The organism is Streptomyces sp. NPDC059003, assembly GCF_042740445.1.
GTDB lineage: Bacteria > Actinomycetota > Actinomycetes > Streptomycetales > Streptomycetaceae > Streptomyces.
Genome location: NZ_JBHYJH010000035.1, coordinates 33,031 through 58,580 on the forward strand (window position 1 = coordinate 33,031; position 25,550 = coordinate 58,580).

General features: G+C 73.2%; 24 protein-coding genes. 16 read left to right on the top strand and 8 right to left on the bottom strand.

The annotated features are described in order from the left end of the window. Nucleotides 1–121: 121 nt before the first annotated feature. The 3 genes from ACFWZ5_RS15805 (at nt 122) to ACFWZ5_RS15815 (ending at nt 3,005) form a co-directional block, all read left to right on the top strand. Nucleotides 122–1,582, top strand: coding sequence for a DUF2252 domain-containing protein (locus ACFWZ5_RS15805; protein WP_384790328.1), 1,461 nt, complete (start codon nt 122–124; stop codon nt 1,580–1,582). 33 nt (nt 1,583–1,615) lie between these two features. Next, nucleotides 1,616–2,488 (top strand): J domain-containing protein, encoded by an 873-nt coding sequence (locus ACFWZ5_RS15810; RefSeq protein WP_384790216.1) that lies wholly within the window; start codon nt 1,616–1,618, stop codon nt 2,486–2,488. 187 nt (nt 2,489–2,675) lie between these two features. Further along, complete coding sequence (locus tag ACFWZ5_RS15815; protein ID WP_384790331.1) at nt 2,676–3,005, top strand: rhodanese-like domain-containing protein; 330 nt, start codon at nt 2,676–2,678, stop codon at nt 3,003–3,005. A gap of 55 nt (nt 3,006–3,060) precedes the next feature. Here the strand turns inward: ACFWZ5_RS15815 and ACFWZ5_RS15820 are convergent, their stop codons facing one another. From ACFWZ5_RS15820 to paaA, 6 genes are all read right to left on the bottom strand, one after another. Beyond that, a complete protein-coding gene (locus ACFWZ5_RS15820) occupies nt 3,061–4,212 on the bottom strand; it encodes an acyl-CoA dehydrogenase family protein (RefSeq protein ID WP_384790219.1) in 1,152 nt (383 codons plus the stop codon). Between the two features lie 174 nt (nt 4,213–4,386). After that, nucleotides 4,387–5,454 carry a 1,2-phenylacetyl-CoA epoxidase subunit PaaE gene (gene paaE / locus ACFWZ5_RS15825; RefSeq protein ID WP_384790222.1) on the bottom strand — a complete coding sequence of 356 codons (1,068 nt, stop codon included), beginning with the start codon at nt 5,452–5,454 and terminating at the stop codon, nt 4,387–4,389. Beyond that, entirely contained in the window at nt 5,454–5,954 is a 501-nt protein-coding gene (paaD, locus tag ACFWZ5_RS15830; RefSeq protein WP_384790225.1) for a 1,2-phenylacetyl-CoA epoxidase subunit PaaD, read from the bottom strand. Before paaD ends, paaE begins: the two co-directional genes overlap by 1 nt. Then, entirely contained in the window at nt 5,948–6,682 is a 735-nt protein-coding gene (gene paaC, locus ACFWZ5_RS15835; protein ID WP_384790228.1) for a 1,2-phenylacetyl-CoA epoxidase subunit PaaC, read from the bottom strand. Before paaC ends, paaD begins: the two co-directional genes overlap by 7 nt. Beyond that, nucleotides 6,679–6,969, bottom strand: a complete 291-nt coding sequence (gene paaB, locus ACFWZ5_RS15840) for a 1,2-phenylacetyl-CoA epoxidase subunit PaaB (RefSeq protein ID WP_384790231.1) — start codon at nt 6,967–6,969, stop codon at nt 6,679–6,681. The genes paaC and paaB overlap by 4 nt, the downstream gene beginning before the upstream one ends. Further along, complete coding sequence (paaA, locus tag ACFWZ5_RS15845; RefSeq protein ID WP_384790234.1) at nt 6,966–8,015, bottom strand: 1,2-phenylacetyl-CoA epoxidase subunit PaaA; 1,050 nt, start codon at nt 8,013–8,015, stop codon at nt 6,966–6,968. The genes paaB and paaA overlap by 4 nt, the downstream gene beginning before the upstream one ends. 216 nt (nt 8,016–8,231) lie before the next feature. Between paaA and ACFWZ5_RS15850 the strand changes: the two genes are divergently transcribed. From ACFWZ5_RS15850 to ACFWZ5_RS15860, 3 genes are read left to right on the top strand one after another with little or no spacing between them, the layout of a single operon-like run. Continuing rightward, entirely contained in the window at nt 8,232–9,212 is a 981-nt protein-coding gene (locus ACFWZ5_RS15850; RefSeq protein WP_384790236.1) for a DUF5819 family protein, read from the top strand. Next, nucleotides 9,209–10,456, top strand: coding sequence for an HTTM domain-containing protein (locus ACFWZ5_RS15855; RefSeq protein WP_384790239.1), 1,248 nt, complete (start codon nt 9,209–9,211; stop codon nt 10,454–10,456). The genes ACFWZ5_RS15850 and ACFWZ5_RS15855 overlap by 4 nt, the downstream gene beginning before the upstream one ends. After that, complete coding sequence (locus tag ACFWZ5_RS15860) at nt 10,453–11,262, top strand: TrmH family RNA methyltransferase (RefSeq protein WP_384790242.1); 810 nt, start codon at nt 10,453–10,455, stop codon at nt 11,260–11,262. The genes ACFWZ5_RS15855 and ACFWZ5_RS15860 overlap by 4 nt, the downstream gene beginning before the upstream one ends. Nucleotides 11,263–11,339: 77 nt before the next feature. Here ACFWZ5_RS15860 and paaN read toward each other — a convergent pair whose 3' ends face one another. After that, nucleotides 11,340–13,031 carry a phenylacetic acid degradation protein PaaN gene (gene paaN, locus ACFWZ5_RS15865; protein WP_384790245.1) on the bottom strand — a complete coding sequence of 564 codons (1,692 nt, stop codon included), beginning with the start codon at nt 13,029–13,031 and terminating at the stop codon, nt 11,340–11,342. 206 nt (nt 13,032–13,237) lie between these two features. On the opposite strand from paaN, the gene ACFWZ5_RS15870 reads away from it, so the two are divergent. Together ACFWZ5_RS15870 and ACFWZ5_RS15875 are read left to right on the top strand one after the other, a co-directional pair. Then, the gene (locus ACFWZ5_RS15870; RefSeq protein ID WP_384790247.1) at nt 13,238–14,755 is read left to right on the top strand and encodes a 3-hydroxyacyl-CoA dehydrogenase; all 1,518 of its coding nucleotides are present in this window, start codon (nt 13,238–13,240) and stop codon (nt 14,753–14,755) included. After that, nucleotides 14,752–15,345 (top strand): TetR/AcrR family transcriptional regulator, encoded by a 594-nt coding sequence (locus ACFWZ5_RS15875; RefSeq protein WP_384790250.1) that lies wholly within the window; start codon nt 14,752–14,754, stop codon nt 15,343–15,345. The genes ACFWZ5_RS15870 and ACFWZ5_RS15875 overlap by 4 nt, the downstream gene beginning before the upstream one ends. A 105-nt stretch (nt 15,346–15,450) precedes the next feature. Here the strand turns inward: ACFWZ5_RS15875 and ACFWZ5_RS15880 are convergent, their stop codons facing one another. Next, on the bottom strand, nt 15,451–15,936 hold the full coding sequence (locus ACFWZ5_RS15880) for an Lrp/AsnC family transcriptional regulator (RefSeq protein WP_384790334.1): 486 nt from the start codon (nt 15,934–15,936) through the stop codon (nt 15,451–15,453). A gap of 215 nt (nt 15,937–16,151) precedes the next feature. On the opposite strand from ACFWZ5_RS15880, the gene pdhA reads away from it, so the two are divergent. From pdhA to ACFWZ5_RS15920, 8 genes are all read left to right on the top strand, one after another. Next, on the top strand, nt 16,152–17,300 hold the full coding sequence (pdhA, locus tag ACFWZ5_RS15885; protein WP_384790253.1) for a pyruvate dehydrogenase (acetyl-transferring) E1 component subunit alpha: 1,149 nt from the start codon (nt 16,152–16,154) through the stop codon (nt 17,298–17,300). Further along, nucleotides 17,297–18,301: an alpha-ketoacid dehydrogenase subunit beta gene (locus ACFWZ5_RS15890; protein WP_384790256.1), complete on the top strand. Its 1,005-nt coding sequence runs from the start codon at nt 17,297–17,299 to the stop codon at nt 18,299–18,301. The genes pdhA and ACFWZ5_RS15890 overlap by 4 nt, the downstream gene beginning before the upstream one ends. Then, complete coding sequence (locus ACFWZ5_RS15895; protein ID WP_384790259.1) at nt 18,301–19,821, top strand: dihydrolipoamide acetyltransferase family protein; 1,521 nt, start codon at nt 18,301–18,303, stop codon at nt 19,819–19,821. Before ACFWZ5_RS15890 ends, ACFWZ5_RS15895 begins: the two co-directional genes overlap by 1 nt. A gap of 72 nt (nt 19,822–19,893) precedes the next feature. Further along, nucleotides 19,894–20,844 carry an NTP transferase domain-containing protein gene (locus tag ACFWZ5_RS15900; protein WP_384790262.1) on the top strand — a complete coding sequence of 317 codons (951 nt, stop codon included), beginning with the start codon at nt 19,894–19,896 and terminating at the stop codon, nt 20,842–20,844. Nucleotides 20,845–21,077: 233 nt separating this feature from the next. Beyond that, nucleotides 21,078–22,538 (top strand): molybdopterin molybdotransferase MoeA, encoded by a 1,461-nt coding sequence (locus ACFWZ5_RS15905; RefSeq protein WP_384790337.1) that lies wholly within the window; start codon nt 21,078–21,080, stop codon nt 22,536–22,538. Beyond that, nucleotides 22,535–23,641: a potassium channel family protein gene (locus ACFWZ5_RS15910; protein WP_384790265.1), complete on the top strand. Its 1,107-nt coding sequence runs from the start codon at nt 22,535–22,537 to the stop codon at nt 23,639–23,641. Before ACFWZ5_RS15905 ends, ACFWZ5_RS15910 begins: the two co-directional genes overlap by 4 nt. 197 nt (nt 23,642–23,838) lie before the next feature. After that, nucleotides 23,839–24,816 (top strand): NAD(P)H-quinone oxidoreductase, encoded by a 978-nt coding sequence (locus ACFWZ5_RS15915; RefSeq protein WP_384790268.1) that lies wholly within the window; start codon nt 23,839–23,841, stop codon nt 24,814–24,816. Between the two features lie 229 nt (nt 24,817–25,045). Then, the gene (locus ACFWZ5_RS15920; RefSeq protein ID WP_384790270.1) at nt 25,046–25,453 is read left to right on the top strand and encodes a hypothetical protein; all 408 of its coding nucleotides are present in this window, start codon (nt 25,046–25,048) and stop codon (nt 25,451–25,453) included. Nucleotides 25,454–25,550 lie beyond the last annotated feature (97 nt).

Here is a 25,550-nt window from a genome sequence, read left to right on the forward strand (position 1 = left end):
TCGGGGGGATGGCGTGACTGAGACAACGGACACACCTGGGACGGCGGGCACGTCCGGAGCGGTGCGCCTGCCTGGGACGGTGGGCACGTCCGGGACGGCGGGCGGGGCTGGCGCGAGCGTCGTGGGAGCGGTGCCCGAGCCGCGCGAAGCGAGCGGAGCCCGACGGCTCCCGCACGTCGACGGATTCGCGCGACGGGCCGCACACGGCGCCGCCGGGCACCCGCACCCCAAGCAGGAGGGCAAGGCCCACCGGGACCGCGTCCCCCGCTCCGCGCACGCCACGTACGCGGCGGACGACCACCGCCCTGACCCGGTCTCCGTCATAGAGGACACCAACCGAGGCCGACTCCCCGACCTCACCCCGATCCGCGTCGGCAGAATGGCCGCCTCGCCCTTCGCTTTCCTGCGCGGCACCGCCGGACTCATGGCGTACGACCTCGCGCGCACCCCCGTCACCGGCATCGGCGCCCAGATCTGCGGCGACGCCCACGCCGCCAACTTCGGCCTGTACGCGGACGCGCGCGGCGGCCTCATCATCGACCTCAACGACTTCGACGAGACGGTGCACGGCCCCTGGGAATGGGACGTCAAGCGCCTCGCCACCTCACTCGTCCTCGCCGGCCGCGAGGCGGGCGCCACCGAGGACGCGTGCGAGGAAGCGGCCTACGACGCCGTCGGCGCCTACCGCCGCACGATGCGGCTCCTCGCGAAACTCCCCGTCCTCGACGCGTGGAACGCGATAGCCGACGAAGAGCTGGTCTCCCACACCGACGCGCGCGACCTGCTCGGCACCCTCGACCGCGTCTCCGAAAAGGCACGGCAGAACACGAGCGCCCGCTTCGCCGCCAAGTCCACCGAACCCGTCCCCGACGCGGACACGGACCCGGGAGGCGTCACCCCCCGCCGCTTCATTGACGCACCCCCCGTGCTGCGCCGCGTCCCGGACGCCGAAGCGGCGGCAGTGGCCCTGGCCCTCGGCGCGTACCGGAGCACGCTGCCGGAGGACCGGCTGCCCCTGCTCGCGCGGTACTCGCTCCAGGACGTGGCCTTCCGCGTCGTCGGCACCGGCAGCGTCGGACTGCGCTCCTACGTCGTGCTGCTCCTGGATCACCGGGGCGAGCCACTGGTGCTCCAGGTCAAGGAGGCCTCCCCGTCCGTGCTGCTGCCCCACCTGCCGACCGCCGGCTTCAAGGAGCAGGAGGCCGTCCACGAAGGCCGCCGCGTCGTGCTCGGCCAGAAGCGCATGCAGGTGGTCAGTGACTTCCTGCTCGGCTGGACGACGATATCCGGACGGCCCTTCCAGGTAAGGCAGTTCAGGAACCGTAAGGGCAGCGTGGACCCCGCCGCGCTCGCCGCCGACCAGCTCGACGACTACGGCCGCATGACCGGCGCCCTGCTCGCCCGCGCCCACGCGCACAGCGCCGACCCCCGGCTCATCGCCGGCTACTGCGGCAAGAACGACGAGCTGGACGAGTCGGTGACCCGCTTCGCCGTGACCTACGCCAACCAGACGGAGGCGGACCACGCGCGCCTGGTGGAAGCGGTGCGGGGTGGACGGATCGAGGCTGAGACGGGGGTTTGAGGGCGGGGGTGACCCGTGGCCTACGCTGGACAGGTGACGACCCCGGAAGCCGAGCCGACGCAGCCCGAGACGCCCGAAGGGCCGAGCGAGGCCTCTGCCGAGGCCTCTGCGGGACCGCACGGGGATGCCGGTGCGCGGCCTGAGGAGCGCCTCGAAAAGGCCGTGCGGGCCGCCGAGCAGGCGTTGATCGAGTACGAGATCGCGGTGGAGACGTTCCGGGTCGAGGTGGAGAACTTCTCCCGGCTGCACCATCAGAAGCTCGGCCCGATGTACGCGCGCCTCGACGAGCTGGACGCGCGGATCGCGGAGGCCGTGGCGGCGCGGTCCGGTGACCCGGAGGACCGGCGCAAGGCGGACGAGGCGCGGGCGCGGGTGCTGCCGATGCCGGACGTGGCGGAGCTGTTCCACGGCTGGATGGACGGCGACGGGCTGTCGTCGGAGGCCGCAGCGATGCTGACCGATCAGTCGGTGCGGCCGCCGCAGCGGGTGCGGCCGAGCGACGAGGCCCGCAAGCTGTACCGCGACCTGGCCCGCAAGGCGCACCCCGACCTGGCGCAGGACGAGGCGGAGCGGGTGCGCAGGGACGAGTTCATCGCCCGTGTCAACGCGGCGTACGGGCGCGGTGACGAGGCGTTGCTGCGGGAGCTGCTCGAGGAGTGGAACGCGGGGCCGGTGCCCGAGGAGCGGCGCCCCAGTCCCAGCGAGGAGCTGTACGCCCGGCTCGAGTGGCTGGCGCAGCGCAAGGAGCTGCTTTCGGTGGTCGCGCACGAGCTGGAGGAGAGCGCGATCGGCGCGATGCTGAAGCTGGCGCCGGACGACCCCGACCGGCTCCTCGAAGAGGTCGCCGAGCAGCTGCTCGCGCAGGTGGCCGAGCGTGAGGCGGAGCTGGAGCGGCTCACCGCGTAGTCCGGGGCCGGTTGCCTGTGGTCCGTCCTCCGTTGCGCGTGGTCCGTTGCGCGTGGCCGGTAGTACGTGGCCCGTGGCCGGGCGGCGGGGGCGCGTCGGCCGGGTCGCGTCGGCCGGTTCGGTGCGGGTGGGCGGCCCGGGGGCGGGGCGGTCGGGTAGCGTCGGGGGCATGCAATTCGGATCTGGTGTGCCCACGGTCGGGGTCGACAGTCTCTCGGACGGAGACTTCCTGCTGGACGTCCGTGAGGACGATGAGTGGCAGGCGGGTCACGCGGCGGATGCGCTGCACATTCCGATGAGTGACTTCGTGGCGCGTTTCGGGGAGTTGACCGAGGCGGCGCCGCAGGACGGCAGGGTGCATGTCATCTGCCGGTCCGGGGCTCGTTCGGCGCAGGTGACGATGTACCTCGTGCAGCAGGGCATCGACGCGGCGAACGTGGACGGCGGGATGCAGGTCTGGGAGGCCTCCGGGAAGCCGGTTGTCGATGACAAGGGGCAGCCCGGCACGGTGATCTAGGCCGTCGCCTCCTGCGGAGGGTGCGGCCGGGGCCCCCCGGGGGGACGGCCGCGGGTCAGCCGAGGGTGTGGGCGGCGAGGAGGTCGCCGAGGGCTTCTTCGTGCGCCGCCGCCGGGCCGAGTGACAGCTCCAGGTGTTTGGCCCAGGCGTGGTAGCGGTGCAGGGGGTAGTCGGTGTCGGCGCCGAAGCCGCCGTGCAGGTGCTGTGCGGTCTGGACGAGTCGGCGTACGCTCTCCGCCGCCCAGATCTTGGCCACCGCGACGTCTCCGGATGCCGGCAGGGGGCCGCCGTTGCCCGCGCTCGTGCGGTCCGGTGAGCTGAGGCGCCAGGCGGCCTGCCAGAGGGTGGCCTCCATGGCGCGCAGGTCGATGTAGCGGTCGGCCGCCTGGACCGCGACGGCCTGGAACGTGGCGATGGGGTGGCCGAACTGCTCGCGCTTGCTGGTGTATGCGCTGGTCATGCTCAGCACGCGGTCACCGAGTCCGAGCGCGAGCGCGCAGGTGCCGGTGGTGAGCAGGTTGCGGAGGAAGTCCCAGGCCCCGTCGGCGGTGATGACGTCGCGGGCCCGGACGCGTACGGAGTCCAGGCGCAGTTCGCCGAGGCGTTCGCCGTTGGTGGAGATCTGCTCGGCGAGGGTGAGGCCGGGGTGGGCGCGGGGCACGAGCGCGAGGACGGTGCGGCCTTCGGGGGCGGTGGCGGGTACGACGGTGAGGTCGGCGTTGTGCGCCCAGGGCACGCCGGTCTGGAGGCCGTCGAGGAGCCAGTGGTCGCCGTGAGGGTGGGCGGTGACGGCGAGTTCGGCGCCGTCGTGTCCGGTGCGGCCGTGGGCGGCGACGGTGAGGACGAGTTCGCCGCGTCCGGCGCGGGGGAGGACGTGCTGCTTCAACTCGGCGCCGCCGTGGGCCCCTACGGCGTACGCGGCGGCGCTGGACTCCAGGAGCGGGACGCGGGCGAGCACCTTCGCCGATTCGCGCAGGACCAGGCAGAGCGCGATGGGATCGAGGGCGGAGCCACCGTACTCGGGCCCGAGGAGCAGGCTGAGCAGGTCGGCGTCGGCGAGCTTGGCCCACAGGGCGCGGTCGAAGTCGTCGGCGACGGCACCGGGGGTGAGGGCGGGGCTGGGCACGCCGTCGGGTGCCACGTCGGCGAAGAGGGTCCTGGCCGCTTCGCGTGCGGCTTGCTGTTCTTCGGTGAAGGTGAAGTCCACTGTCTGTCCTTCCGCGCACCGGCCGTTGGCGTTCCCGCACACCCAGGGTTTCTGACGGGTCGTCAAGATAGAACAGGTTCTACGGGAAGGGAACAGACGCTGCGCGGACGGCGGACGGCGGACGGCGGACGGCGGTCAGGGAGGGCAGGGGCCGCGAGGCGGGGAGGGCCGGGGTCAGCGGTCGAAGTCCAGCTCCACCTTGTCCGTGGTGGGATGCGACTGGCACGCCAGTACGTAGCCCGCCTCGGTCTCCTCCGGCTCCAGGGCGAAGTTACGGTCCATCCGCACGTCGCCCGAGACCTTGAAGGCGCGGCAGGTGCCGCACACGCCGCCCTTGCAGGCGAACGGCGCGTCCGCGCGGTTGCGCAGCACGGTGTCGAGCAGGGACTCCCCGGCGCGCACCGGCCAGGTGCCGGAGCGTCCGTCGAGGGTGACGGTGACCGTGCTGTGCTCGGGGGCCGGGACCAGGGCGGGGGCGGCGGGGACGTCGTCCACGTGGAATATCTCCTCGTGGATGCGGCGTCGCTGCACACCCAGGGCGCGCAGCGTTCGCTCCGCGCTCTGCACCAGGCCGAGGGGGCCGCACAGGAACCAGCCGTCGACCTTCTCGACCGGCAGCAGCGCGGGCAGCAGCAGCGCGAGCCGCTCCTGGTCCAGGCGCCCGGAGGTGAGCCCGGCCTGCTGCTCCTCCCGGGAGAGCACCGTCACGAGCTGGAACCGGTCCGGCCAGCGGTCCTTCAGGTCGGCGACCTCTTCCAGGAACATGGTGGACGCCGTGGTGCGGTCGCTGCGGATGAGGCAGAACTCGGCTTCCGGCTCGCGCTCCAGGAGGGTGGTGGCGATGGAGAGCACCGGCGTGATGCCGCTGCCGCCGACCACCGCGGCGTACCGCCCGGGCGCGGGGTCCAGGGTGAAGCGGCCCGCCGGGGTCATCACCTCGAGCTCGTCGCCCGCTGCGACCTCCTTGTGCGCGTACGTGGAGAAGGCGCCGCCTTCCACCACGCGCACGCCGACGCGCAACTCGGAGGGCTCCGCGGTGTCCTGGGGGCCGGGCGCCGGGGAGCAGATGGAGTACGTGCGCCGGATCTCCTCGCCGTCGACGACGCGGCGGATGGCGAGGTGCTGGCCGGGTGCGTAGCGGTACTCGTCGCGCAGGGCCGGGGGGATGGCGAAGGTGAGGGCCACGGAGTCGTCGGTGAGCCGCTCGACCGCCGCCACGCGGAGCGGGTGGAAGCGCGCCATCACAACTCCTTGAAGTGGTCGAACGGTTCGCGGCAGCTGACGCAGCGGCGCAGGGCCTTGCAGGCCGTCGACGAGAAGCGGCTGAGCAGTTCGGTGTCGGTGGAGCCGCAGTGCGGGCAGCGGACCGTGAGGGTGAGCGGGACCGGTCCCTCGGCCGTGTGCGGGCGCGGCGGGGCGATGCCGAACTCGGCCAGTTTGCGGCGGCCTTCCGCGCTGATGTCGTCCGTGGACCAGGCGGGGGAGAGCACCGTGCGCACGGAGACGTCCGCCATGCCGTGCTCGTGCAGGACCTGCTCTATGTCGGCGGTCATGGCCTCTATGGCGGGGCAGCCCGTGTACGTCGGGGTCAGTTCGACCTCGACGCGGCCCGGGCCGCTGACGTGGACGGCACGGAGCACGCCGAGCTCGGCCAGGGTCAGGACCGGCAGCTCGGGGTCGGGCACCGATCCTGCCAGGGCGCGGAGCTCCGCTTCGAGCGGGGTGGGCGCGGTGGTCACCATGACGCCCCCGGGTGGCTGCGGTGCAGATGCTGCATTTCGGCGAGCATGCGGCCGAAGGACTCCGTGTGCAGGCCCTCGCGGCCTGCGCCCGCCGTCCACGCTCCGCCCTGCGGTCCGTCGGGGACGGTGAGCGTCGCCCTCTCGATCACCGCGGTGACCGTCGAGGTCCAGCTGTCCCGCATGGCCCCCCGGTCGAGGTCCAGGCCCGGCACCGGCCGGAACAGCTCGTCGGTGAACCGCCACAGCGCGTCGAGGCCGCGCTGCATCCGCTCGTGGCTCTCGGGCGTGCCGTCGCCGAGGCGCAGCGTCCACTGCTCGGCGTGGTCCTGGTGGTAGGCGACTTCTTTGGCGGCCTTCGCGGCCAGGGGCGCCAGGTCGCTGTCGGTGTCCGCGAGTTGGCCGTACAGCAGGCCTTGGTAGACCGAGAAGTACAGCTGGCGGGCGATGGTGTGGGCGAAGTCGCCGTTCGGCTGCTCGACCAGCTGGACGTTGCGGAAGGCGCGCTCCTCGCGCAGATACGCCAGTTCGTCCTCGTCGCCGGCCAGTGACAGCAGGACGCGGGCCTGGCCGAGGAGGTCCAGGGCGATGTTCGCCAGGGCGACTTCTTCTTCGAGGACGGGGGCGTGGCCCGCCCACTCTCCCAGGCGGTGCGAGAGCACCAGTGCGTCGTCGCCCAGGGCGAGGGCCGCGGCGTCGGTGGCGCGGGGTGCGGGGGTCACCGGGGTCACAGGTGCTTCACTCCTTCCGGGATCTCGTAGAACGTCGGGTGGCGGTAGGGCTTGTCGGCCGCCGGGTCGAAGAAGGAGTCCTTCTCGTCCGGTGAGGACGCGGTGATCTCGGCGGAGGGCACGACCCAGATCGAGACGCCCTCGTTCCTGCGGGTGTACAGGTCGCGGGCGTTGCGCAGGGCCATTTCGGCGTCCGGCGCGTGCAGGCTGCCCGCGTGGGTGTGGGACAGGCCGCGGCGTGAGCGCACGAACACTTCCCACAGCGGCCAGTCGGTCGAGCTGCTCATGCGGTCGCCTCCCCGTGGGTGGTGTGCGCGTCGTGGCCGCCCCTGTGGGCGTCGCCGCTCTTGTGGGTGTCGTGCTTGGCGGCGTACGCGGCTGCCGCGTCGCGCACCCAGGCGCCGTTCTCGTGGGCCCTTCTGCGCTGCGTGATGCGCTGCTCATTGCACGGGCCGTTGCCCTTGAGGACCGACCAGAACTCGCTCCAGTCGATGGGGCCGAAGTCGTGCTGCCCCCGCTCCTCGTTCCAGCGCAGCTGGGGGTCGGGCAGGGTCAGGCCGAGGGACTCGGCCTGGGGGACGCAGATGTCCACGAAGCGCTGGCGCAGCTCGTCGTTCGAGTGGCGCTTGATCTTCCAGGTCATGGACTGCTCCGAGTGCGACGACTCGGCGTCCGGGGGGCCGAACATCATCAGGGAGGGCCACCACCAGCGGTTCACGGCGTCCTGGGCCATTTCGTGCTGGGCCGGCGTGCCGCGGCTGAGGGCGAGCAGGAGCTCGTACCCCTGGCGCTGGTGGAAGGACTCCTCCTTGCAGATGCGGACCATCGCGCGGGCGTACGGGCCGTACGAGCAGCGGCAGAGGGGGACCTGGTTGGTGATCGCCGCGCCGTCCACGAGCCAGCCGATGGCGCCGACGTCCGCCCAGGTCAGCGTCGGGTAGTTGAAGATCGACGAGTACTTCTGGCGGCCCTCGTGCAGCTTGTCGAGCAACTCGTCGCGGCCCGTGCCGAGGGTCTCCGCCGCGCTGTACAGATACAGGCCGTGGCCGGCCTCGTCCTGGACCTTGGCCATCAGGATGGCCTTGCGGCGCAGCGAGGGGGCGCGCGTGATCCAGTTCGCCTCCGGCTGCATGCCGATGATCTCGGAGTGGGCGTGCTGCGCTATCTGGCGCACGAGCGTGGCGCGGTAGGCGTCGGGCATCCAGTCGCGCGGCTCGATGCGCTCGTCCGCCGCGACCGCCGCGTCGAAGGCGGACTCAAGCAGGGCGGTGTCCCCCGCGCCGGACGCGCGCTCGTCCTGCGCCGTGCCGGGCGTCTGGTGCGCTGTCGCCATCTCGGTCCCCCTCGACCTCGGGCAGTTCTCGGCGTCTTCTCGGGTCTTTCCGGCCAGCCGACCGACCGATCGTTCGGTTCGCTGGAATTCAATGGTGCGGCGCCCCGCCATAAGGTGTCAACCCTGTGGATAACCTCCGGGACGCTGTGCCCGGCGGGCGGGCCTGAGTACCGTTCCGGCGGCAGGGTTCGGCGCGGCATCGGGAAACGGGGCGGAATGGACACGTACGACGAGGGCCCGCCTGGTGGGCCCGTCGGGTCCGACGGGCCCACCAGGTCCTCTGCGCCGGACCGGGGCGACGGGTCCCTTGTGTCGGATGGGTTCGATGGGGCGGATGTGCCGGACGGGCCCGACGCGTCCCCTGCCCCGGACGGGCCCGACGCGTCCCCTGCCCCGGGTGGGCCCGACGCGTTCCCTGCGCCGGACGAGGATCCGGCTGCGGAGGGCGCGCGAGCGGCGCCGGTGTCAGGTGGTGCTGGTGAGGCGCCCCCGCCGGACAGCGCCGGCCGCACCGGCATCGCCGCCCTCCCCCGCGGCTACCAGCTCGCCGCCGCTCTCGCCCTCGCGGTGATCGTCGCCGCCGTCGGCGTACACGTCGGAATGCTCTTCCTCCACGTCGCCCCGGCGAACACCGTGAGCAAGGAGCACGGGAAGGCCATCGACGACTGGGTCTATCCCGAGTTCGAGCAGAACTGGAAGCTGTTCGCGCCCAATCCGCTGCAGCAGAACGTCGCGGTGCAGGCCCGCGCGCAGATCCGCACCGCGGACGGCGGCAGCCGCACCACGCGCTGGTACGACCTGTCGGCACAGGACGGCGCCGCCATCGACCACAACCTGCTGCCCAGCCACACCCAGCAGAACGAACTGCGCCGCGCCTGGGACTTCTTCCTGTCCACGCACGACGCGCAGAATCGTCCCACCGGTCTGCGCGGCGAGTTGTCCGAGCGCTACATCCGCCGCATCGTGCTGCTGCGCGTCCACCGGCAGGACCCGCTCGCGTCCGGTGACAAGATCGACCAGGTGCAGATCCGGTCCCGGACCACGAACGTGCCGCCGCCGAAGTGGAGCGACGAGAAGGTCGACACCAGGCCCACGCTGCGGGTGCTGCCGTGGTGGACGGTGGCGCCCGGCGACCTGCCGCTGACCGACGCCTCTCGCGCGCGGCAGGACATCGCCGCCGAAGGGAGCGCCCGGTGACCCGTCTCGACCCGCTCGCGCGGGGCCTTCAGCGCGTCACGTCCGGCGCCCTCGGGCCGTACCAGACCGCGGTGATCCGCATCGGCTTCTCCGCGACGTGGCTGCTGTTCCTGTTGCGCGAACTGCCGCACAGGAACGAGCTGTACGGGCCCGACGGCCCGTGGGGCTGGGACATGGCCCGGCAGCTCATCGACGACAACGGCGCCTTCACGGTCCTCATGTGGTCCGACTCGGGGGCCTGGTTCCAGCTCGTCTACGGGTTCGCCGTGCTCACCAGCGCCCTGCTGCTCCTCGGCTGGCGCACGCGCACCATGTCCGTGCTGTTCATGGTCGGCGTCCTGTCGCTGCAGAACCGCAGCATCTTCATGGGCGACGGCGGCGACAACGTCATCCATCTGATGGCGATCTACCTGGTGTTCACGCGGTGCGGTCAGGTCTGGTCCCTGGACGCGCGCCGCGCCGCACGCGCGCGTGCCGGGCACGGCGACGGTTCCGACGGGGGTGCCCGCCCCGACCGCGTCGGCCCGGTGCTGTGGTGGACGCTGGGGCTTGCGCTGTCCGTCGCGACGTTCGCGGGTGAGCTCCGGCCGTTCTGGCTGGTGTTCTTCTGGAGCCTCTGGGGCGCGCACGGCCTGTGGTGGGCGGTCGGGCGGCGCGCGCCACGGGGCGCGGGGCGGCTGCTGCTCGACGTCGTCGCCAACCTCGCGCACAACGCCGCCCTCCTCGTGATCATGATCGAGGCGTGTCTGATCTACGCGACGGCCGGCTGGTACAAGATCCAGGGCAGCCGCTGGCAGGACGGCACCGCCGTCTACTACCCGCTGCACCTCGACGCGTTCTCGCCGTGGCCCGCCCTTTCCGAGCTGCTCGCCTCGCACGGCGTCATGGTGATGCTCGTGACGTACGGGACGGTCGCCGTGCAGGTCGCCTTCCCGTTCACGCTGCTCAACCGGCGCGTCAAGAACGTCCTGCTGACCCTGATGATCATCGAGCACGCGGTCATCGCGGTCGTCCTCGGGCTGCCGTTCTTCTCGCTCGCGATGATCGCGGCCGACGCGGTGTTCCTGCCCACGTCCTTCCTGCGGCGGCTCGGCGGCTGGGCGGCACGCGCGCGTGGAGGGCTGATTTCCCGCTCTCCCCTCGCGCGGCTCTCCCGCAAGGACGCCGTGCCGGGGCCGCGCCCTGGGGCCGGTGAGCGTGCGCAGGAGGGGGCCGAGCACGCGCGCGTAGGCTTCGGTGCATGAGCGGTACGGGTGAGGGCGGCGGTCTTGGAACGGCGGACGCGGTACGTGTGTGGCGGGGGCTCGCCGAGACGTCCGTGCTGCTCGACGGCTTCCACGCCCTCAAGCACGCGGTGCGCTTCGGCGCGCGTGTCCCGGTGGCCCTGACTGCCGACAAGGCCGCCGTTCTCGCGCTCGCGCAGGACCTCGCGCCCGACGTCACGGGCGCCCTCGACGCGCTGCTCGCCGAGACCGACGAGGCCACGCTGCGCGCCCTCGTGCCGCGGCTGCACCCCACGGCGGTGGCCGCCCTGGCGGTACGCCCGTCCCGCGCGGCCCAGCTGGAGGCCCTTGCCCGGCTGCCCAGGACCGCGCCCGTCATCGTCCTCGACGAGCCGCGCAACCTCGGCAACGCGGGGGCGGTGATCCGGCTCGCGGCGGGCTTCGGTGCGACGGGCGTGGTGACGACCGGCACGCTCGACCCCTGGCACCCCACGGTCGTCCGGGGCGGCGCGGGGCTGCACTTCGCCACGACCGTGGAGCGCATGGACGTCGACGAACTCCCTGAAGGGCCGGTGTTCGCCCTCGACGCCGAGGGTGACGACATCCGCGGCTTGAAGGTCCCCGACGACGCCGTGCTGGCCTTCGGGTCCGAGCGCAGCGGCCTGTCGGCCCGGCTGCGCGCCCGCGCCGAGCACCTGGTGTCCCTGCCGATGCGGCCGCAGGTGTCGAGCTACAACCTGGCGACGAGCGTCGGCATGACGCTCTTCCACTGGTCGTCGGCCGCGTGGTCCCCGTCCGCGGGCGGGCCCCCGGGAGCGGGGGCCTGAGCCGTCCGCTCCCGTAGGACCGCTGTTCCTGAGGGATCGCTGTTCCCGAGGGACCGCTGCCCCGAGGGGGCGCCGGCCTACACCTCCCGGCGGATCTCCACCACCCGGAAGCGGTTGGCGACGAACGCGCTGTCGCACAGCGCGGCGTTCGCCGCCGGGTTGCCGCCCGAGCCGTGGAAGTCCGAGAACGCAGCCGTCTGGTTCACATACACGCCACCCGTCAGGTTCAGCGACAGCTGGGCGCTCTCCTCCAGGCAGGTCTCCTCGATCGCCGTGGCCACCTCCTGGGAGGTGGTGTACGCGCCGACGGTCATCGCGCCCTTCTCGCGCACCGTGCGCCGCAGCAGCTTCACGGCGTCCCCGGCGGAGTCCACGGCGACGGCGAACGACACCGGGCCGAAGCACTCGCTCAAGTACGCCGCCTCGGCGTCCGGCTTCGCCCCGTCCAGCTTCACGATCACCGGCGTGCGCACCACGGCGTCCGGGAACTCCGGGTTGGTGATCTCCCGTGAGGGCAGGGCGACTTCGCCGATGCCGGGCGCGGCGTCCAGGCGGGCCTTCACGTCCGGGTTGACCAGCGCGCCCAGGACGCCGTTGGCCCGGGCGTCGTCACCGAGCAGGCCGTTCACCGCGCCCGCGAGGTCCGACACCACCTCGTCGTAGGACTTCTCGCCCGCGTCCGTCGTGATGCCCTCGCGGGGGATCAGCAGGTTCTGCGGGGTCGTGCACATCTGGCCGCTGTACAGCGACAGGGAGAAGGCCAGGTTCGACAGCATGCCCTTGTAGTTGTCGGTCGACTCGATGACGACCGTGTTGACGCCGGCCTTCTCCGTGTAGACCTGGGCCTGGCGGGCGTTGGTCTCCAGCCAGTCGCCGAAGGCCGTCGAGCCCGTGTAGTCGATGATCTTGACTTCGGGGCGGACGGCGAGGGTCTTGGCGATGCCCTCCCCGGGGCGCTCGGCGGCCAGCGCCACCAGGTTCGGGTCGAAGCCGGCCTCGGCGAGGGCCTCGCGGGCCACCCGCACGGTCAGGGCGAGCGGCAGCACCGCGCGCGGGTGCGGCTTGACCAGGACCGCGTTGCCCGTGGCCAGGGAGGCGAACAGGCCCGGGTAGCCGTTCCACGTCGGGAAGGTGTTGCAGCCGATCAGGAGCGCGATGCCGCGGCCGACCGGCGTGAAGCGCTTGTCGAGGACCAGCGGGTCACGCTTGCCCTGGGGCTTGGTCCACTCCGCGGCGCCGGGGGTGCGGGCCTGCTCCGCGTACGCGTACGCCACTGCTTCCAGGCCGCGGTCCTGGGCGTGGGGGCCGCCCGCCTGGAACGCCATCATGAAGGCCTGGCCGCTGGTGTGCATGACCGCGTGCGCGAACTCGTGGGTCCGCGCGCTGATGCGGGACAGGATCTCCAGGCAGACCGCGGCGCGCACTTCGGCGCCCGCGTCGCGCCAGGCGCGCAGTCCGGCGCGCATCGCGGGCAGCAGCGCGTCCACGTCCGGGTGCGGATACGTGATGCCCAACTCGGGGCCGAAGGGGGAGACTTCGGCGCCCGTCCAGTCGTCCGTGCCCGGCTGGTCGAGGTCGAAGCGGCTGTTCAGGAGGGCTTCGAAGGCGGCCTTGCCTTCGGGCAGGCTCAGGCTGCCGTTCTCCCCGTAGGCCTTGGGGTGCTCGGGGTGGGGCGACCAGTACGCGCGCGTGCTGATGGCTTCCAGGGCCTGGTCAAGGGTGGGCCGGTGCTTGGCGATCAGCTGGTGCGCGGTGAGTTCGGCGGCCATGACGGACCAACTCCTCGTCGAGCCAGCTCTCCTTCGAGCCGGCGGCTGGGCAGGGGCAGTGCGGGAAAAGCTGGACAGAGCTAGAGTAACCGAACGATCGGTCGGGACAAGGGGGTCTGCCGAAGCTGTGGAAAACCTTGCTGTGGACAACCCCTCCGGCCACCCCGGGCCCCTGGCCGACACTCCTGTGCGGGAGGATCGCGAGCATGACAGCACTCGAGCTCAGCAGCCCCGTCGCCGTGGTCGGCGCCGGCACCATGGGCCAGGGCATCGCCCAGGTCGCGCTGGTGGCGGGCCATCCGGTGCGGCTGTACGACGCCGTGCCCGGCCTCGCGAAGACGGCGGCCGCCGCGATCACCGCCCGCCTGGACCGGCTCGTGGAGAAGGGCAGGCTCGACGCGGACGCCCGTGCCGCGGCGGCCCGGCGCCTCCAGGTCGCCGAGAGCCTCGCCGAGCTCGCCGGCTGCGGGCTCGTCATCGAGGCCGTCATCGAGCAACTGGACGTCAAGCAGCAGCTGTTCCAGGACCTGGAGGAGGTCGTCGCCGAGGACTGCCTGCTGGCCACGAACACCTCGTCCCTGTCCGTGACCGCCGTCGCCGGTGCGCTGACCAGGCCCGGGCGCCTCGTCGGGCTGCACTTCTTCAACCCCGCGCCGCTGCTGCCCCTCGTCGAGGTCGTCAGCGGCTTCGCGACGGACGCGGCGGCCGCCACGCGCGCGTACGACACCGCCGAGGCCTGGGGCAAGACACCGGTGCGCAGCGCCGACACCCCCGGGTTCATCGTCAACCGCATCGCCCGCCCCTTCTACGCCGAGGCGCTGCGGGTGTACGAGGAGGGCGTCGCCGACCCGGCCACCATCGACGCCGTCCTGCGCGAGTGCGGGGGCTTCCGGATGGGCCCCTTCGAGCTCACCGACCTCATCGGGCAGGACGTGAACGAGGCCGTCACGCGCTCGGTGTGGGAATCGTTCTTCCAGGACCCCAAGTTCGCGCCGTCCCTCGCCCAGCGCCGCCTCGTCGAGTCGCGCCGCCTCGGCCGCAAGACCGGGCACGGCTGGTACGCGTACGGCGACGGCGCCCCGAAGGCCGAGCCGCACACCGCCGAGCCCGCCGACGCCCCGGACGCGGTCACGGTCTCCGGCGACCTGGTCCACACACGCGTACTGGTCGATCTGATCGAGGAGGCCGGAATCCGGGTCGAGCGCGGGGACGACCCGAGCGCCCCGCTCACCGGCTGGATCAGGCTTCCCAGCGGCGCGCTGCTCGCCCTGGCCGACGGCCAGGCGCCGGATCTCGCCGCCGCGGAACCCCTGATCCAGTTCGACCTGGCCCTCGACTACCGGACCGCGACCCGGATCGCCCTCGCCCCGTCCAGCAGGGCGAGCGAGCGGCAGCTCACAGAGGCGGTCGGCCTCTTCCAGGCGCTCGGCAAGAAGGTCAGCGTCATCGGACAGACCCCGGGGATGATCGTCGCCCGCACGGTGTTCATGCTCGTCGACTTCGCCCTCGACGCCGTCGCCCGTGGCGTGGCGAGCGCCGACGACATCGACACCGCCATGCGCCTGGGCGTCAACTACCCGCGCGGACCCCTCGCCTGGGGCCGGGACCTGACCGCCCACTGGGTGGCCTGCGCCCTCGACGACATGAACGGCGAGTACGGCACGGGGCGCTACGCCCCCTCACTGGCGCTGCGCCGCGCGGCCGCGCGGGAGGAGCACGCATGACCACGGCACGGCGCGACACGTACACCCCGGAGACCCTCCTCGAGGTCGCCGTGCGGGTCTTCAACGAGCGCGGCTACGACGGCACGTCCATGGAGCACCTCTCCAAGGCGGCCGGTATCTCCAAGTCCTCGATCTACCACCATGTCGCGGGCAAGGAGGAGCTGCTGCAGCGCGCGGTGAGCCGCGCCCTCGACGGCCTGTTCGCCGTCCTCACCGAGGAGCACGCGCGCGTGGGCAGGGCGGTGGACCGCCTGGAGCACGTCACGCGCCGCACGGTTGAGGTCCTGGTCTGCGAACTGCCCTATGTGACGCTGCTGCTGCGGGTGCGCGGCAACACCGACACCGAGCGGTGGGCGATGGACCGGCGCAGGGAGTTCGACTACGAGGTCGCCGAGCTGCTCAAGGAGGCCGTCGCGGACGGCGATCTGCGCTCGGACGTCGAACTGCGCCTCGCCACCCGGCTGCTCTTCGGAATGATCAACTCCATCGTGGAGTGGTACCGGCCGGACAGCCGGGGTGCCGCGAACGCGACGGAGGTCGCCGACGCCGTCGTGCAGCTGGCCTTCGCCGGGCTGCGCAAGGACCGCTGACCCTGCCGGTCGGCACGGTCGGCACGGTCGGCACGGACCCCACGGACGGCACGGACCCCACGGACGGCACCGGCCGCACGGCCCGCTGAACGGCGGAGGCGGGGCTCAGCTCTCCGTCTCCAGGTCGTCCTCCTCGAAGACGAGCAGCGTGCGCGTGCTGAGCACCTCCGGCATGGCCTGGAGACGGGTGAGCACCAGCTCGCGCAGCGCGCGGTTGTCCGGCGTGTGCACCAGGAGCAGTACGTCGAAGTCGCCGCTGACCAGGGCGATGTGGGCGGCGCCCGGCAGGGTGCGCAGCTGCTCGCGGACCGTGCGCCAGGTGTTCTGGACGATCTTCAGGGTGATGTACGCCGACGCGCCCTGACCGGCGCGTTCGTGGTTGATGCGGGCGCCGAAGCCGCGGATCACGCGGTCCTCGATGAGGCGGTTGATCCGCGCGTAGGCGTTGGCCCGCGACACGTGGACGCGCTCCGCCACGGACCGTATCGAGGCGCGACCGTCCGTGTGCAGGATCTGCAGGATGTCGCGGTCTATGGCGTCCAGCGGGCGCGGCGGCGGTTCCGGCCGGTCGCCGTCCTGCCTGTCGGCCATTCGTTCAGATGCCATGTCCCCCCGCCTCCTTACCATGGACGTAATGCGTCCATCCCAGGCTGTGGAGAACCGTTTGTCCACAGCCTGGAGGTGCCTGTAGCCAAAATGTGCCGACGACCGAACAATCGGTAGGTGAGGCGCATCACATCGCCGCGCCTCTGTTGCCGCTCCCACGAGGAGACAGCTTCCCTCAGGATCCCTCAGGAGGTGCCGTCATGACGGTCATGGAGCAGCGGGGCGCTTATCGGCCCGCCCCGCCCCCTGCATGGCAGTTCAGGACCGACCCCGCTCCGCTGCTGCCGGACGCGGAGCCGTACCGCGTGCTCGGCACCGAGGCGGCCGCGAAGGCGGCCCCGGAGCTGCTCCTGCGACTCCACGCCGAGCTGGTCCGCGGACGCCGCTACAACACGCAGGCGACGGCCCTCACCAAGCAGGGCAGGCTCGCCGTCTACCCGTCGAGCGCCGGCCAGGAGGCGTGCGAGATCGCCGCCGCGCTCGCTCTGGAGGAGCGGGACTGGCTCTTTCCCAGCTACCGGGACACGCTCGCCGCGGTCGCCCGCGGCCTCGACCCGGTGCGCGCCCTCACCCTGCTGCGCGGCGACTGGCACACCGGGTACGACCCGCGCGAGTACCGCATAGCGCCCCTGTGCACCCCGCTCGCCACCCAGCTGCCGCACGCTGTGGGCCTCGCGCACGCCGCGCGCCTCAAGGGCGACGACGTGGTCGCGCTCGCCATGGTCGGTGACGGCGGCACCAGCGAGGGCGACTTCCACGAAGCGCTGAACTTCGCGGCGGTCTGGCAGGCGCCCGCGGTCTTCCTGGTGCAGAACAACGGCTTCGCGATCTCCGTGCCGCTCGCCAAGCAGACGGCCGCACCGTCCCTCGCGCACAAGGCCGTCGGGTACGGCATGCCGGGCCGCCTGGTCGATGGCAACGACGCCCTCGCGCTGCACGAGGTGATCGGCGAGGCCGTGAGCCGCGCCCGTGAGGGCGGCGGCCCCACCCTCATCGAGGCGGTGACCTACCGCATGGACGCGCACACGAACGCCGACGACGCCACGCGCTACCGCCAGGACGAGGAGGTCGAGGCGTGGCGCGCCCACGACCCGATCCTGCTCCTGGAGCGCGAGTTGACCGCGCGCGGCCTCCTCGACGACGACCACGCGCGCGTGGTGCGCGAGGACGCCGAGGCGATGGCCGCGGACCTGAGGGAGCGGATGAACCAGGACCCCCTCCTCGACCCCATGGACCTGTTCACGCACGTGTACGCGGAGCAGACCTCGCATCTGCGCGAGCAGGCCGAGCAGTTGCGGGCCGAGCTCGAAGCCGAGGGCGAGCACGAGCCGGACGGAGCGCACCGATGACCACTGTCGCCGTGAAACCGGCCACCATGGGGCAGGCCCTCGGCCGCGCCCTGCGCGACGCCCTCGCCGACGACCCCTCGGTGCACGTGCTCGGCGAGGACGTCGGCACGCTCGGCGGGGTCTTCCGGGTCACCGACGGGCTCGCCGCGGAGTTCGGCGACGACCGCTGCACGGACACGCCGCTCGCGGAGGCGGGCATCCTGGGGACGGCGGTCGGCATGGCGATGTACGGGCTCCGGCCCGTCGTCGAGATGCAGTTCGACGCGTTCGCGTACCCCGCCTTCGAGCAGCTGATCTCGCACGTGGCGCGCATGCGCAACCGCACCAGGGGCGCGATGCCCCTGCCGATCACCATCCGCGTGCCGTACGGCGGCGGGATCGGCGGCGTCGAGCACCACAGCGACTCCTCCGAGGCGTACTACATGGCGACGCCCGGCCTGCACGTCGTCACGCCCGCCACCGTCGCCGACGCCTACGGCCTGCTGCGGGCGTCCATCGCCTCCGACGACCCGGTCGTCTTCCTGGAGCCGAAGCGGCTCTACTGGTCCAAGGCCGAGTGGAACCCGGACGCTCCGGAGGCCGTGGCGCCCATCGGCAGGGCGGTGGTGCGGCGCAGCGGGCGCAGCGCCACGCTGATCACGTACGGCCCGTCCGTGCCCGTCTGCCTGGAGGCCGCGGAGGCCGCGCGCGCCGAGGGCTGGGACCTCGAAGTCGTCGACCTGCGCTCGCTCGTGCCGTTCGACGACGCGACGGTGGCCGCGTCGGTGCGGCGCACGGGGCGCGCGGTCGTCGTGCACGAGTCGGGCGGGTTCGGCGGGCCCGGCGGGGAGATCGTCGCGCGGGTCACCGAGCGCTGTTTCCACCACCTGGAGGCGCCGGTGCTGCGGGTCGCCGGATTCGACATCCCCTATCCGCCGCCGATGCTGGAGCGCCACCATCTGCCCGGCGTCGACCGCATCCTGGACGCCGTGGCGCGGCTGCAGTGGGAGGCGGGGAGCTGATGGCGCAGGTCCTGGAGTTCAAGCTGCCCGACCTCGGCGAAGGGCTCACCGAGGCGGAGATCACCCGGTGGCTCGTGCAGGTCGGCGACGTCGTCGAGGTCGACCAGCCCGTCGTCGAGGTGGAGACGGCCAAGGCGATGGTCGAGGTGCCGTGCCCGTACGCGGGGGTCATCACCGCCCGCTTCGGAGAGGAGGGCACGGAACTTCCCGTGGGGGCACCGCTGTTGACGGTCGCCGTCGGAGCGCCCGCCACGGGTGACGGCGCGTCCCTGGCGCCGGGCGGGGACGAGTCGTCGGGGAACGTGCTCGTCGGGTACGGCACGGCGGCGGCACCTGCGCGGCGGCGTCGGGTGCGGGGGCCTGGCGTGGGCGCCGGGGTGCGGGGGGCTGGTGCACAGGGGGCCGGGGAGCCGGTGTCCGGGGTGTTGACGTCCGGGGCATCGGGCTCGGGGGCGTCAGGCTCCGGGGCGACGGGAGCCGGTTCGGCGGGCTCCGGGGCAACAGGTCCGGGTTCGACAGCCCCCGGTTCGACAGCCCCCGGTTCGACGGGTCCTGGTTCGGCGGGCTTCGGGGAGGCGGAGTCCGAGGCGGCTGATCCGGGGCGGGTTCCCGCGCGCGGGGACGGGCCGGTGCCGGTCATCTCCCCCCTCGTACGCAAGCTGGCCCGGGAAAACGATGTGGACCTGCGGGAGTTGGCGGGCTCCGGTCCTGAAGGGCTGATCCTTCGGGCCGACGTCGAGGGCGCGATGCGGGCCTCGCGGACCACGGTGACCGCCGTGGCCGAGCCCGTCGCGACCCCCGCGGCCGGGGAGCGCGTGGCTCCCTCCGGCGGCGGTACGAGGATTCCGCTGCGCGGTGTCCGGGGCGCCGTCGCCGACAAGCTGGCCCGCAGCCGCCGCGAGATACCGGACGCCACCTGCTGGGTCGACGCCGACGCGACGGAACTGATGCACGCGCGCGTGGCGATGAACGCGGCCGGCGGCCCCAAGGTGTCCCTCCTCGCGCTGCTCGCCCGCGTCTGCACCGCCGCCCTCGCCCGCTACCCGGAGCTCAACTCCACGGTGGACGTGGAGGCACGCGAAGTCGTCCAGCTCGACGAGGTGCACCTCGGCTTCGCCGCGCAGACCGACCGCGGACTCGTCGTGCCCGTCGTGCGGGACGCCCACGCGCGCGACACGGAGTCGCTGAGCGCCGAGTTCGGGCGCCTCTCGGAGGCGGCGCGGGCCGGAACGCTGACGCCGCGGGAACTCACCGGGTCCACGTTCACGTTGAACAACTACGGCGTGTTCGGGGTCGACGGCTCCACGCCGATCATCAACCACCCCGAGGCGGCCATGCTGGGCGTCGGCCGGATCGTCGCCAAGCCATGGGTGCATCAGGGGGAGTTGGCGGTGCGGCAGGTCGTCCAGCTGTCGCTCACGTTTGACCACCGGGTGTGCGACGGGGGCACGGCGGGCGGTTTCCTGCGGTTCGTCGCGGACTGCGTGGAGCAGCCCGCGGTGCTGCTGCGGAAGGTGTGACACCACTCCGCAGACGGGGCATGCGGTGCCCACGGGGGTGGCACTGACATCCCGTGCGCCCATACTCGGGGGATGACCTCGCACAGCGCCCCCGACGCGGGCACGGAGCAGGGCGCGGGCCCAGGTGCCGTCGCGTTCGACGCCGTCGCGTTCGATGCCGTCGTGCTCGCCGGTGGCCGGGCGGCGCGGCTCGGCGGCGCGGACAAGCCCGGCGTGCGCGTGGGCGGCCGCGCCCTGCTCGACCACGTCCTCGCGGCCTGCTCCGGCGCCGGGACCACCGTCGTCGTCGCCGCGCCCCGGCCCACCGGGCGGCCCGTGGTGTGGGCGCGCGAGGAGCCCGCGGGCGGCGGTCCGCTCGCCGCGCTCGACGCCGGGCTGCGCCGGGCGCCCGCCGAACTGGTCGTGGTGCTCTCCGCCGACCTGCCGTTCCTGCGGGAGCGGACCGTACGCGGCCTCGTCGCCGCGGTGCGCGCGGCCGACGTCGACGGCGCGGTGCTGACCGACCCCGAGGGCCGGGACCAGCCCCTCGTCGCTGCGTACCGAAGCGAGGCCCTGCGCAGGGAACTCGCGCGGCTCGCCGCCGAGGACGACCGCGGGGGCGGTCTCGCCGGGCTCCCCCTGCGGCTGCTCACCTCGCGGCTCACCCTGGCCCGGCTCGCCGATCCCCTCGCCGCGTTCGACTGCGACACCTGGGACGACATCGCCGCGGCCCGGGCGCGGATCAGAGAGCATGGGCGTGTGCTGTCTGAATGGATTTCCGCAGTCAAGGACGAACTGGGCATCGAACTCGACGTCGACACCGGCATCCTGCTCGACCTCGCCCGTGACGCCGCCCACGGCGTTGCCCGGCCCGCGGCGCCGCTGACCACCTTCCTCGTCGGGTACGCGGCGGCGCAGGCCGGAGCGGGGGGCGGTCCTGAGGCCGTCGCGGAAGCCGCGCGCAAGGCTGCCGCACTCGCGGCTCGCTGGGCCGACGAAGGCGCAGGTGCGGGCGAAGGCAAGGATCAGGGCAAAGACCAGTGAACGCGCGCCACCCGGCCGACGAGCTCGACGAGGCCCTCGCCCTGGCGAACGAGGCCCGCCCCGCCCACGCCGACCACCCCCACCGCGACGACCAGGCCGCCCACGCCCAAGCCCATGCCGACGGCGGAGGAGGCGGAGGTGGAGGCTGCGGAGGGCGAGGTCCCGAGGAAGGCAGCCCCGGCATCCCCGCCGCCGCCAGGTCCTCCGAAGCCTCCAAAGCCTCCAAAGCCTCCCTGGCCCCATCCGCCCCCCACGCCACCCCGTCCGGCTCCACCCCGTCCGGCTCCACCCCGTCCGACTCCACGCCGTCCCACGCCACCCCCTCCCACTCCAAGCACTCCCACCCCGCCACCCCCTGGCCCGAAGCCCGCGCCACCGCCGGGCGGGCCGGGGCCGCCGCCGGGGCTGCCGCATCCCGCAGGGCCCGCGCGGCCGACCCCACCCCCCTCCCCAGCGCCCTGGGCCGCACCCTCACGGCCCCGCTGACCGCCCTCACCGACCTGCCCTCCTTCGACACCTCCGCGATGGACGGCTGGGCCGTCGCGGGCCCGGGTCCCTGGGCGGTGCAGACCGGCGGTGTACTCGCCGGGCAGGAGCGTCCCGAGCCGCTGGGGGACGGTGAGGCGGTGCGGATCGCGACGGGTGCCCGGGTCCCGCCGGACACCACCGCCGTCGTCCGCAGCGAGCACGCGCGCGTGGACGACAAGCACCAGCTGCACGCCCAGCGCGACGTCGTGCCGGGGCAGGACATCCGGCCGCGCGCCCAGGAGTGCCGCACGGGCGAGCAACTGCTGCCGTCCGGCACCCTGGTGACCCCGGCGGTGCTCGGCATCGCCGCGGCCGCCGGGTACGACGCGCTGCCCGTGGCCCCGCGTCCCACCGTCGAAGTCCTCGTCCTGGGCGATGAGTTGCTCACCGAGGGCCTGCCCCAGGAGGGCCGCATCCGGGATGCGCTCGGCCCGATGCTGCCGCCCTGGCTGCGCGCGCTCGGCGCGGACGTGACGGCTGTCCGTCGCCTCGGTGACGACGCCGAGGCCCTGTACGAGGCCCTGTCGCAGTCCACCGCGGACCTGGTCGTGACGACCGGAGGCACCGCGTCCGGCCCGGTCGACCACGTTCACCCCACGCTGCGCCGCGTCGGCGCCGAACTGCTCGTCGACGGGGTCGCGGTACGCCCCGGCCACCCGATGCTGCTGGCCCGGCTGCCCGCCGACGGCGCTGCCCTGCCCGCCGAAGCCGATGCCGATGCCGCGGCATCGGCCGCGTCCGCGTCCGCCGAAACCGCCCCACCACCCCGCCACCTCGTAGGCCTCCCCGGCAACCCCCTCGCCGCCGTCTCCGGTCTGCTGACCCTGGCCGAGCCCCTGCTGCGCAGGCTCGCGGGCCGCGTCCCCGCCGAGCCGTACACCGCGCCCCTGCGGGACGACGTACACGGCCATCCGCGCGACACCCGGCTCGTCCCGGTCGCCCTGCGGGGCGAGCACGCGGTGCCGCTGCACTACAACGGCCCGGCGATGCTGCGCGGTATCGCCGTCGCCGACGGGCTCGCGGTGGTGCCGCCCGGCGGCGCGCGGCGGGGGCAGGAGCTGGAGATCCTCGACCTGCCCTGGACCGAACCGGGCGGACTCCACGGCGAGTTGGGCAGCGGTTCGGGCGGTTCGGGCGGCTTCGACAGCGAGGTGTGTTTCACGTGAAACTGCCCGGCCATGACGCGATCGCGCGCCAAGCCGACGAACATCTGGTGACACATCGGGTCAAACTGCCCCGACGCGTGGTCGAGCGACCGCTCCTCCAGGTCGGCAAGCGGCTCCTGATGGCCTTGGTCGTGCTCGGCCTGACGATCCTCATCGTGTGGCTGGACCGCGACGGCTACCACGACAACGCGAACGGGACGATCGACTTCCTCGACGCCTCGTACTACGCCACCGTGACGCTCTCCACCACCGGATACGGCGACATCGTCCCGCACAGCGACAGCGCGCGGCTCTCCAACATCTTCCTGATCACGCCGCTGCGCGTGCTCTTTCTGATCATCCTGGTCGGCACCACGCTCGAAGTGCTGACGGAACGCACCCGCGAGGAGTGGCGGCTCAACCGCTGGAGGTCCAACTTGCGTGACCACACCGTCGTCGTCGGCTTCGGCACCAAGGGCCGGTCCGCGGTCCAGACCGTGCGGGCGACCGGTCTGAAGCCCGAGCAGATCGTGGTCGTCGACCCGAGCTCGAAGGTCGTCGACGCGGCCACGGCGGAGGGCTACGCGGGCGTCGTCGGCGACGCGACCCGCAGCGACGTACTGCTGCGGGCCGAGCTGCAGCGGGCCCGGCAGATCATCATCGCGACCCAGCGCGACGACACGGCCGTCCTGGTCACGCTCACCGCGCGCCAGCTCAACCGCGGGGCGAAGATCGTGGCGGCGGTGCGTGAGGAGGAGAACGCGCCGCTGCTGCGCCAGTCCGGCGCCGACGCGGTCATCACCAGCGCGAGCGCGGCGGGCCGGCTGCTCGGTCTCTCGGTGCTCAGCCCCAGCGCGGGCCTGGTCATGGAGGACCTGATCCAGCAGGGCAGCGGCCTCGACCTCGTCGAGCGGCCGGTGATAAAGGCCGAGGCGGGCCGGGGGGTGCGCGAGACGGACGACCTGGTCGTCAGCGTCGTACGCGGCCATCGGCTCCTGGCGTACGACGATCCGGCGCTCGGCGAACTGCAGTTGACGGACCGTCTGATCACCATCGTGCGGGCCTCGCCGAGCGCGGAGGCGGCGGGGGTCGAGCCGCGGAGGGCGGCCAGGCCCGCCGACTGACGACGGCTTCGGGCTGCGGGCCCGGCATGGCAGTCTCCGGGTCGCTGAGGTCCGGCGGGTCCGGCGGGTCCGGCAGGTCCGGCAGGTCCGGCAGGCCTGGCAGGCCTGGCAGGCCTGGCCTGGGGCGGCAGGTCCGGCCAGGCTCGGCCAGGCCGGTCACGGGGTCCATCGCGGCGCCCGGGAGTAGCCTCGCCCGCATGCATGCGATCACGATCCCCGAACCCGGCGGTCCCGAGGCGCTTCAGTGGGCCGAGGTCCCCGATCCCGTGCCCGGCGAGGGCGAGGTCCTCGTCGAGGTGGCCGCCAGCGCCGTGAACCGCGCCGATCTGCTGCAGCGGCAGGGCTTCTACGACCCGCCGCCCGGCGCGTCCCCGTACCCCGGCCTGGAGTGTTCCGGCCGGATCGCCGCGCTCGGCCCCGGCGTCGCGGGCTGGGCGGTCGGCGACGAGGTGTGCGCGCTGCTCGCGGGCGGCGGGTACGCGGAGAAGGTCGCCGTGCCCGCGGGGCAGCTGCTTCCGGTGCCCGACGGCGTCGACCTCGTCACGGCGGCGGCGCTGCCGGAGGTCACGGCCACGGTCTGGTCGAACGTGTTCATGGTGGCCCATCTGCGCCCCGGCGAGACGCTGCTCGTGCACGGCGGGGCCAGCGGCATCGGCACCATGGCGATCCAGCTCGCCAAGGCCGTCGGCGCCAAGGTGGCGGTGACGGCGGGCGGCAAGGAGAAGCTGGCGTTCTGCGGTGACCTCGGTGCCGACGTGCTCATCGACTACCGCGAGCAGGACTTCGTCGAGGAGATCCGGCGGGCCACGGACGGGGCGGGGGCCGACGTGATCCTGGACATCATGGGGGCGAAGTATCTGGACCGGAACGTGCGGTCGCTCGCCGTCAGTGGGCGGCTCGCGATCATCGGGATGCAGGGGGGCGTGAAGGGCGAGCTGGACATCTCCGCGCTGCTGCGCAAGCGGGGTGCCATCACCGCGACGTCGTTGCGGGCTCGGCCCGTGGCCGAGAAGGCCTCGATCATTGCTGCGGTGCGGGAGCATGTGTGGCCGTTGGTGGGGGCGGGAGCGGTGCGGCCGGTGGTTGATCGGGTGCTTGCTGTGCGGGATGCGGGGGCTGCGCATCGCGTGCTGGAGGAGGGTGGGCATATGGGGAAGGTGTTGCTCGCCGTGTAGGGGTGCGGGTGGGTGTCCCTCGCTGGGCGCCCCAGGCCCGCCCCTTCTCCGAAACCAGGGGCTGCCGCCCCTGGGATCCCGCTTTTATCGGCGCTTCGCGCCTCGTCCTCAAACGCCGGACGGGCTGGATCGTTGCCCGACGGGCTGGAATGTCAGGTTGCTCCGAGATGCCGGATGAGGCCTGGCGTGTGACGCTGGCTGGACTGCCGTGATCTTGAGGGGGTCCGCGGTGTCTTCATGGGTGCGTCGTGCCCCGCGTGTGGCGGTGGTGCTGCTCGTGGTGCTGTTCGCCCCGCGTCCGGCGTACGCCGCCGAACCGTCCCCCGACCCCTCGGCCGCGTACTACGACGGCGTGTCCCTCGCCGGGAGCCGTGCCGGTGAGGGGCGGCCGCGGCCGGGGCGGGCCGAGCCGCTCGCCGTGCCCGACCCGCGGGCCTGGCGCCCGCTGCCGCCCCCGCCCCCTCCGGAGCGCCCCGAGCACACGCCGCCCCCCGCCGCGGACGCCGCCGAGCCCGTGCGCGGGCAGACGGCGACCGGCCCGCCCATCCCCGGTCTGCGCGTCCTGCCGCTCGGCGTGGGCCTGGCCCTGACCGGACTGGGCATCGGCTTCCTCGGCCTGCGCCTGCGCCGGGGGTGACCCGGCACGGACCGCGCCGGGGGACCCGGCACGTCCCGCCGGGTCCGATGGACACGGCGCACGCCCCCGTACACGGTGGATCACGACCGAACGGGGG

Coding starts and splice junctions, on each gene's coding strand:
- paaE (WP_384790222.1), bottom strand. CDS start 5,454: ATGGCGCGCTTCCACCCGCTCCGCGTGGCGGCGGTCGAGCGGCTCACC.
- paaD (WP_384790225.1), bottom strand. CDS start 5,954: ATGGTGACCACCGCGCCCACCCCGCTCGAAGCGGAGCTCCGCGCCCTG.
- paaB (WP_384790231.1), bottom strand. CDS start 6,969: ATGAGCAGCTCGACCGACTGGCCGCTGTGGGAAGTGTTCGTGCGCTCA.
- paaA (WP_384790234.1), bottom strand. CDS start 8,015: ATGGCGACAGCGCACCAGACGCCCGGCACGGCGCAGGACGAGCGCGCG.
- ACFWZ5_RS15850 (WP_384790236.1), top strand. CDS start 8,232: ATGGACACGTACGACGAGGGCCCGCCTGGTGGGCCCGTCGGGTCCGAC.
- ACFWZ5_RS15860 (WP_384790242.1), top strand. CDS start 10,453: ATGAGCGGTACGGGTGAGGGCGGCGGTCTTGGAACGGCGGACGCGGTA.
- paaN (WP_384790245.1), bottom strand. CDS start 13,031: ATGGCCGCCGAACTCACCGCGCACCAGCTGATCGCCAAGCACCGGCCC.
- ACFWZ5_RS15870 (WP_384790247.1), top strand. CDS start 13,238: ATGACAGCACTCGAGCTCAGCAGCCCCGTCGCCGTGGTCGGCGCCGGC.
- ACFWZ5_RS15875 (WP_384790250.1), top strand. CDS start 14,752: ATGACCACGGCACGGCGCGACACGTACACCCCGGAGACCCTCCTCGAG.
- ACFWZ5_RS15880 (WP_384790334.1), bottom strand. CDS start 15,936: ATGGCCGACAGGCAGGACGGCGACCGGCCGGAACCGCCGCCGCGCCCG.
- pdhA (WP_384790253.1), top strand. CDS start 16,152: ATGACGGTCATGGAGCAGCGGGGCGCTTATCGGCCCGCCCCGCCCCCT.
- ACFWZ5_RS15890 (WP_384790256.1), top strand. CDS start 17,297: ATGACCACTGTCGCCGTGAAACCGGCCACCATGGGGCAGGCCCTCGGC.
- ACFWZ5_RS15895 (WP_384790259.1), top strand. CDS start 18,301: ATGGCGCAGGTCCTGGAGTTCAAGCTGCCCGACCTCGGCGAAGGGCTC.
- ACFWZ5_RS15900 (WP_384790262.1), top strand. CDS start 19,894: ATGACCTCGCACAGCGCCCCCGACGCGGGCACGGAGCAGGGCGCGGGC.
- ACFWZ5_RS15915 (WP_384790268.1), top strand. CDS start 23,839: ATGCATGCGATCACGATCCCCGAACCCGGCGGTCCCGAGGCGCTTCAG.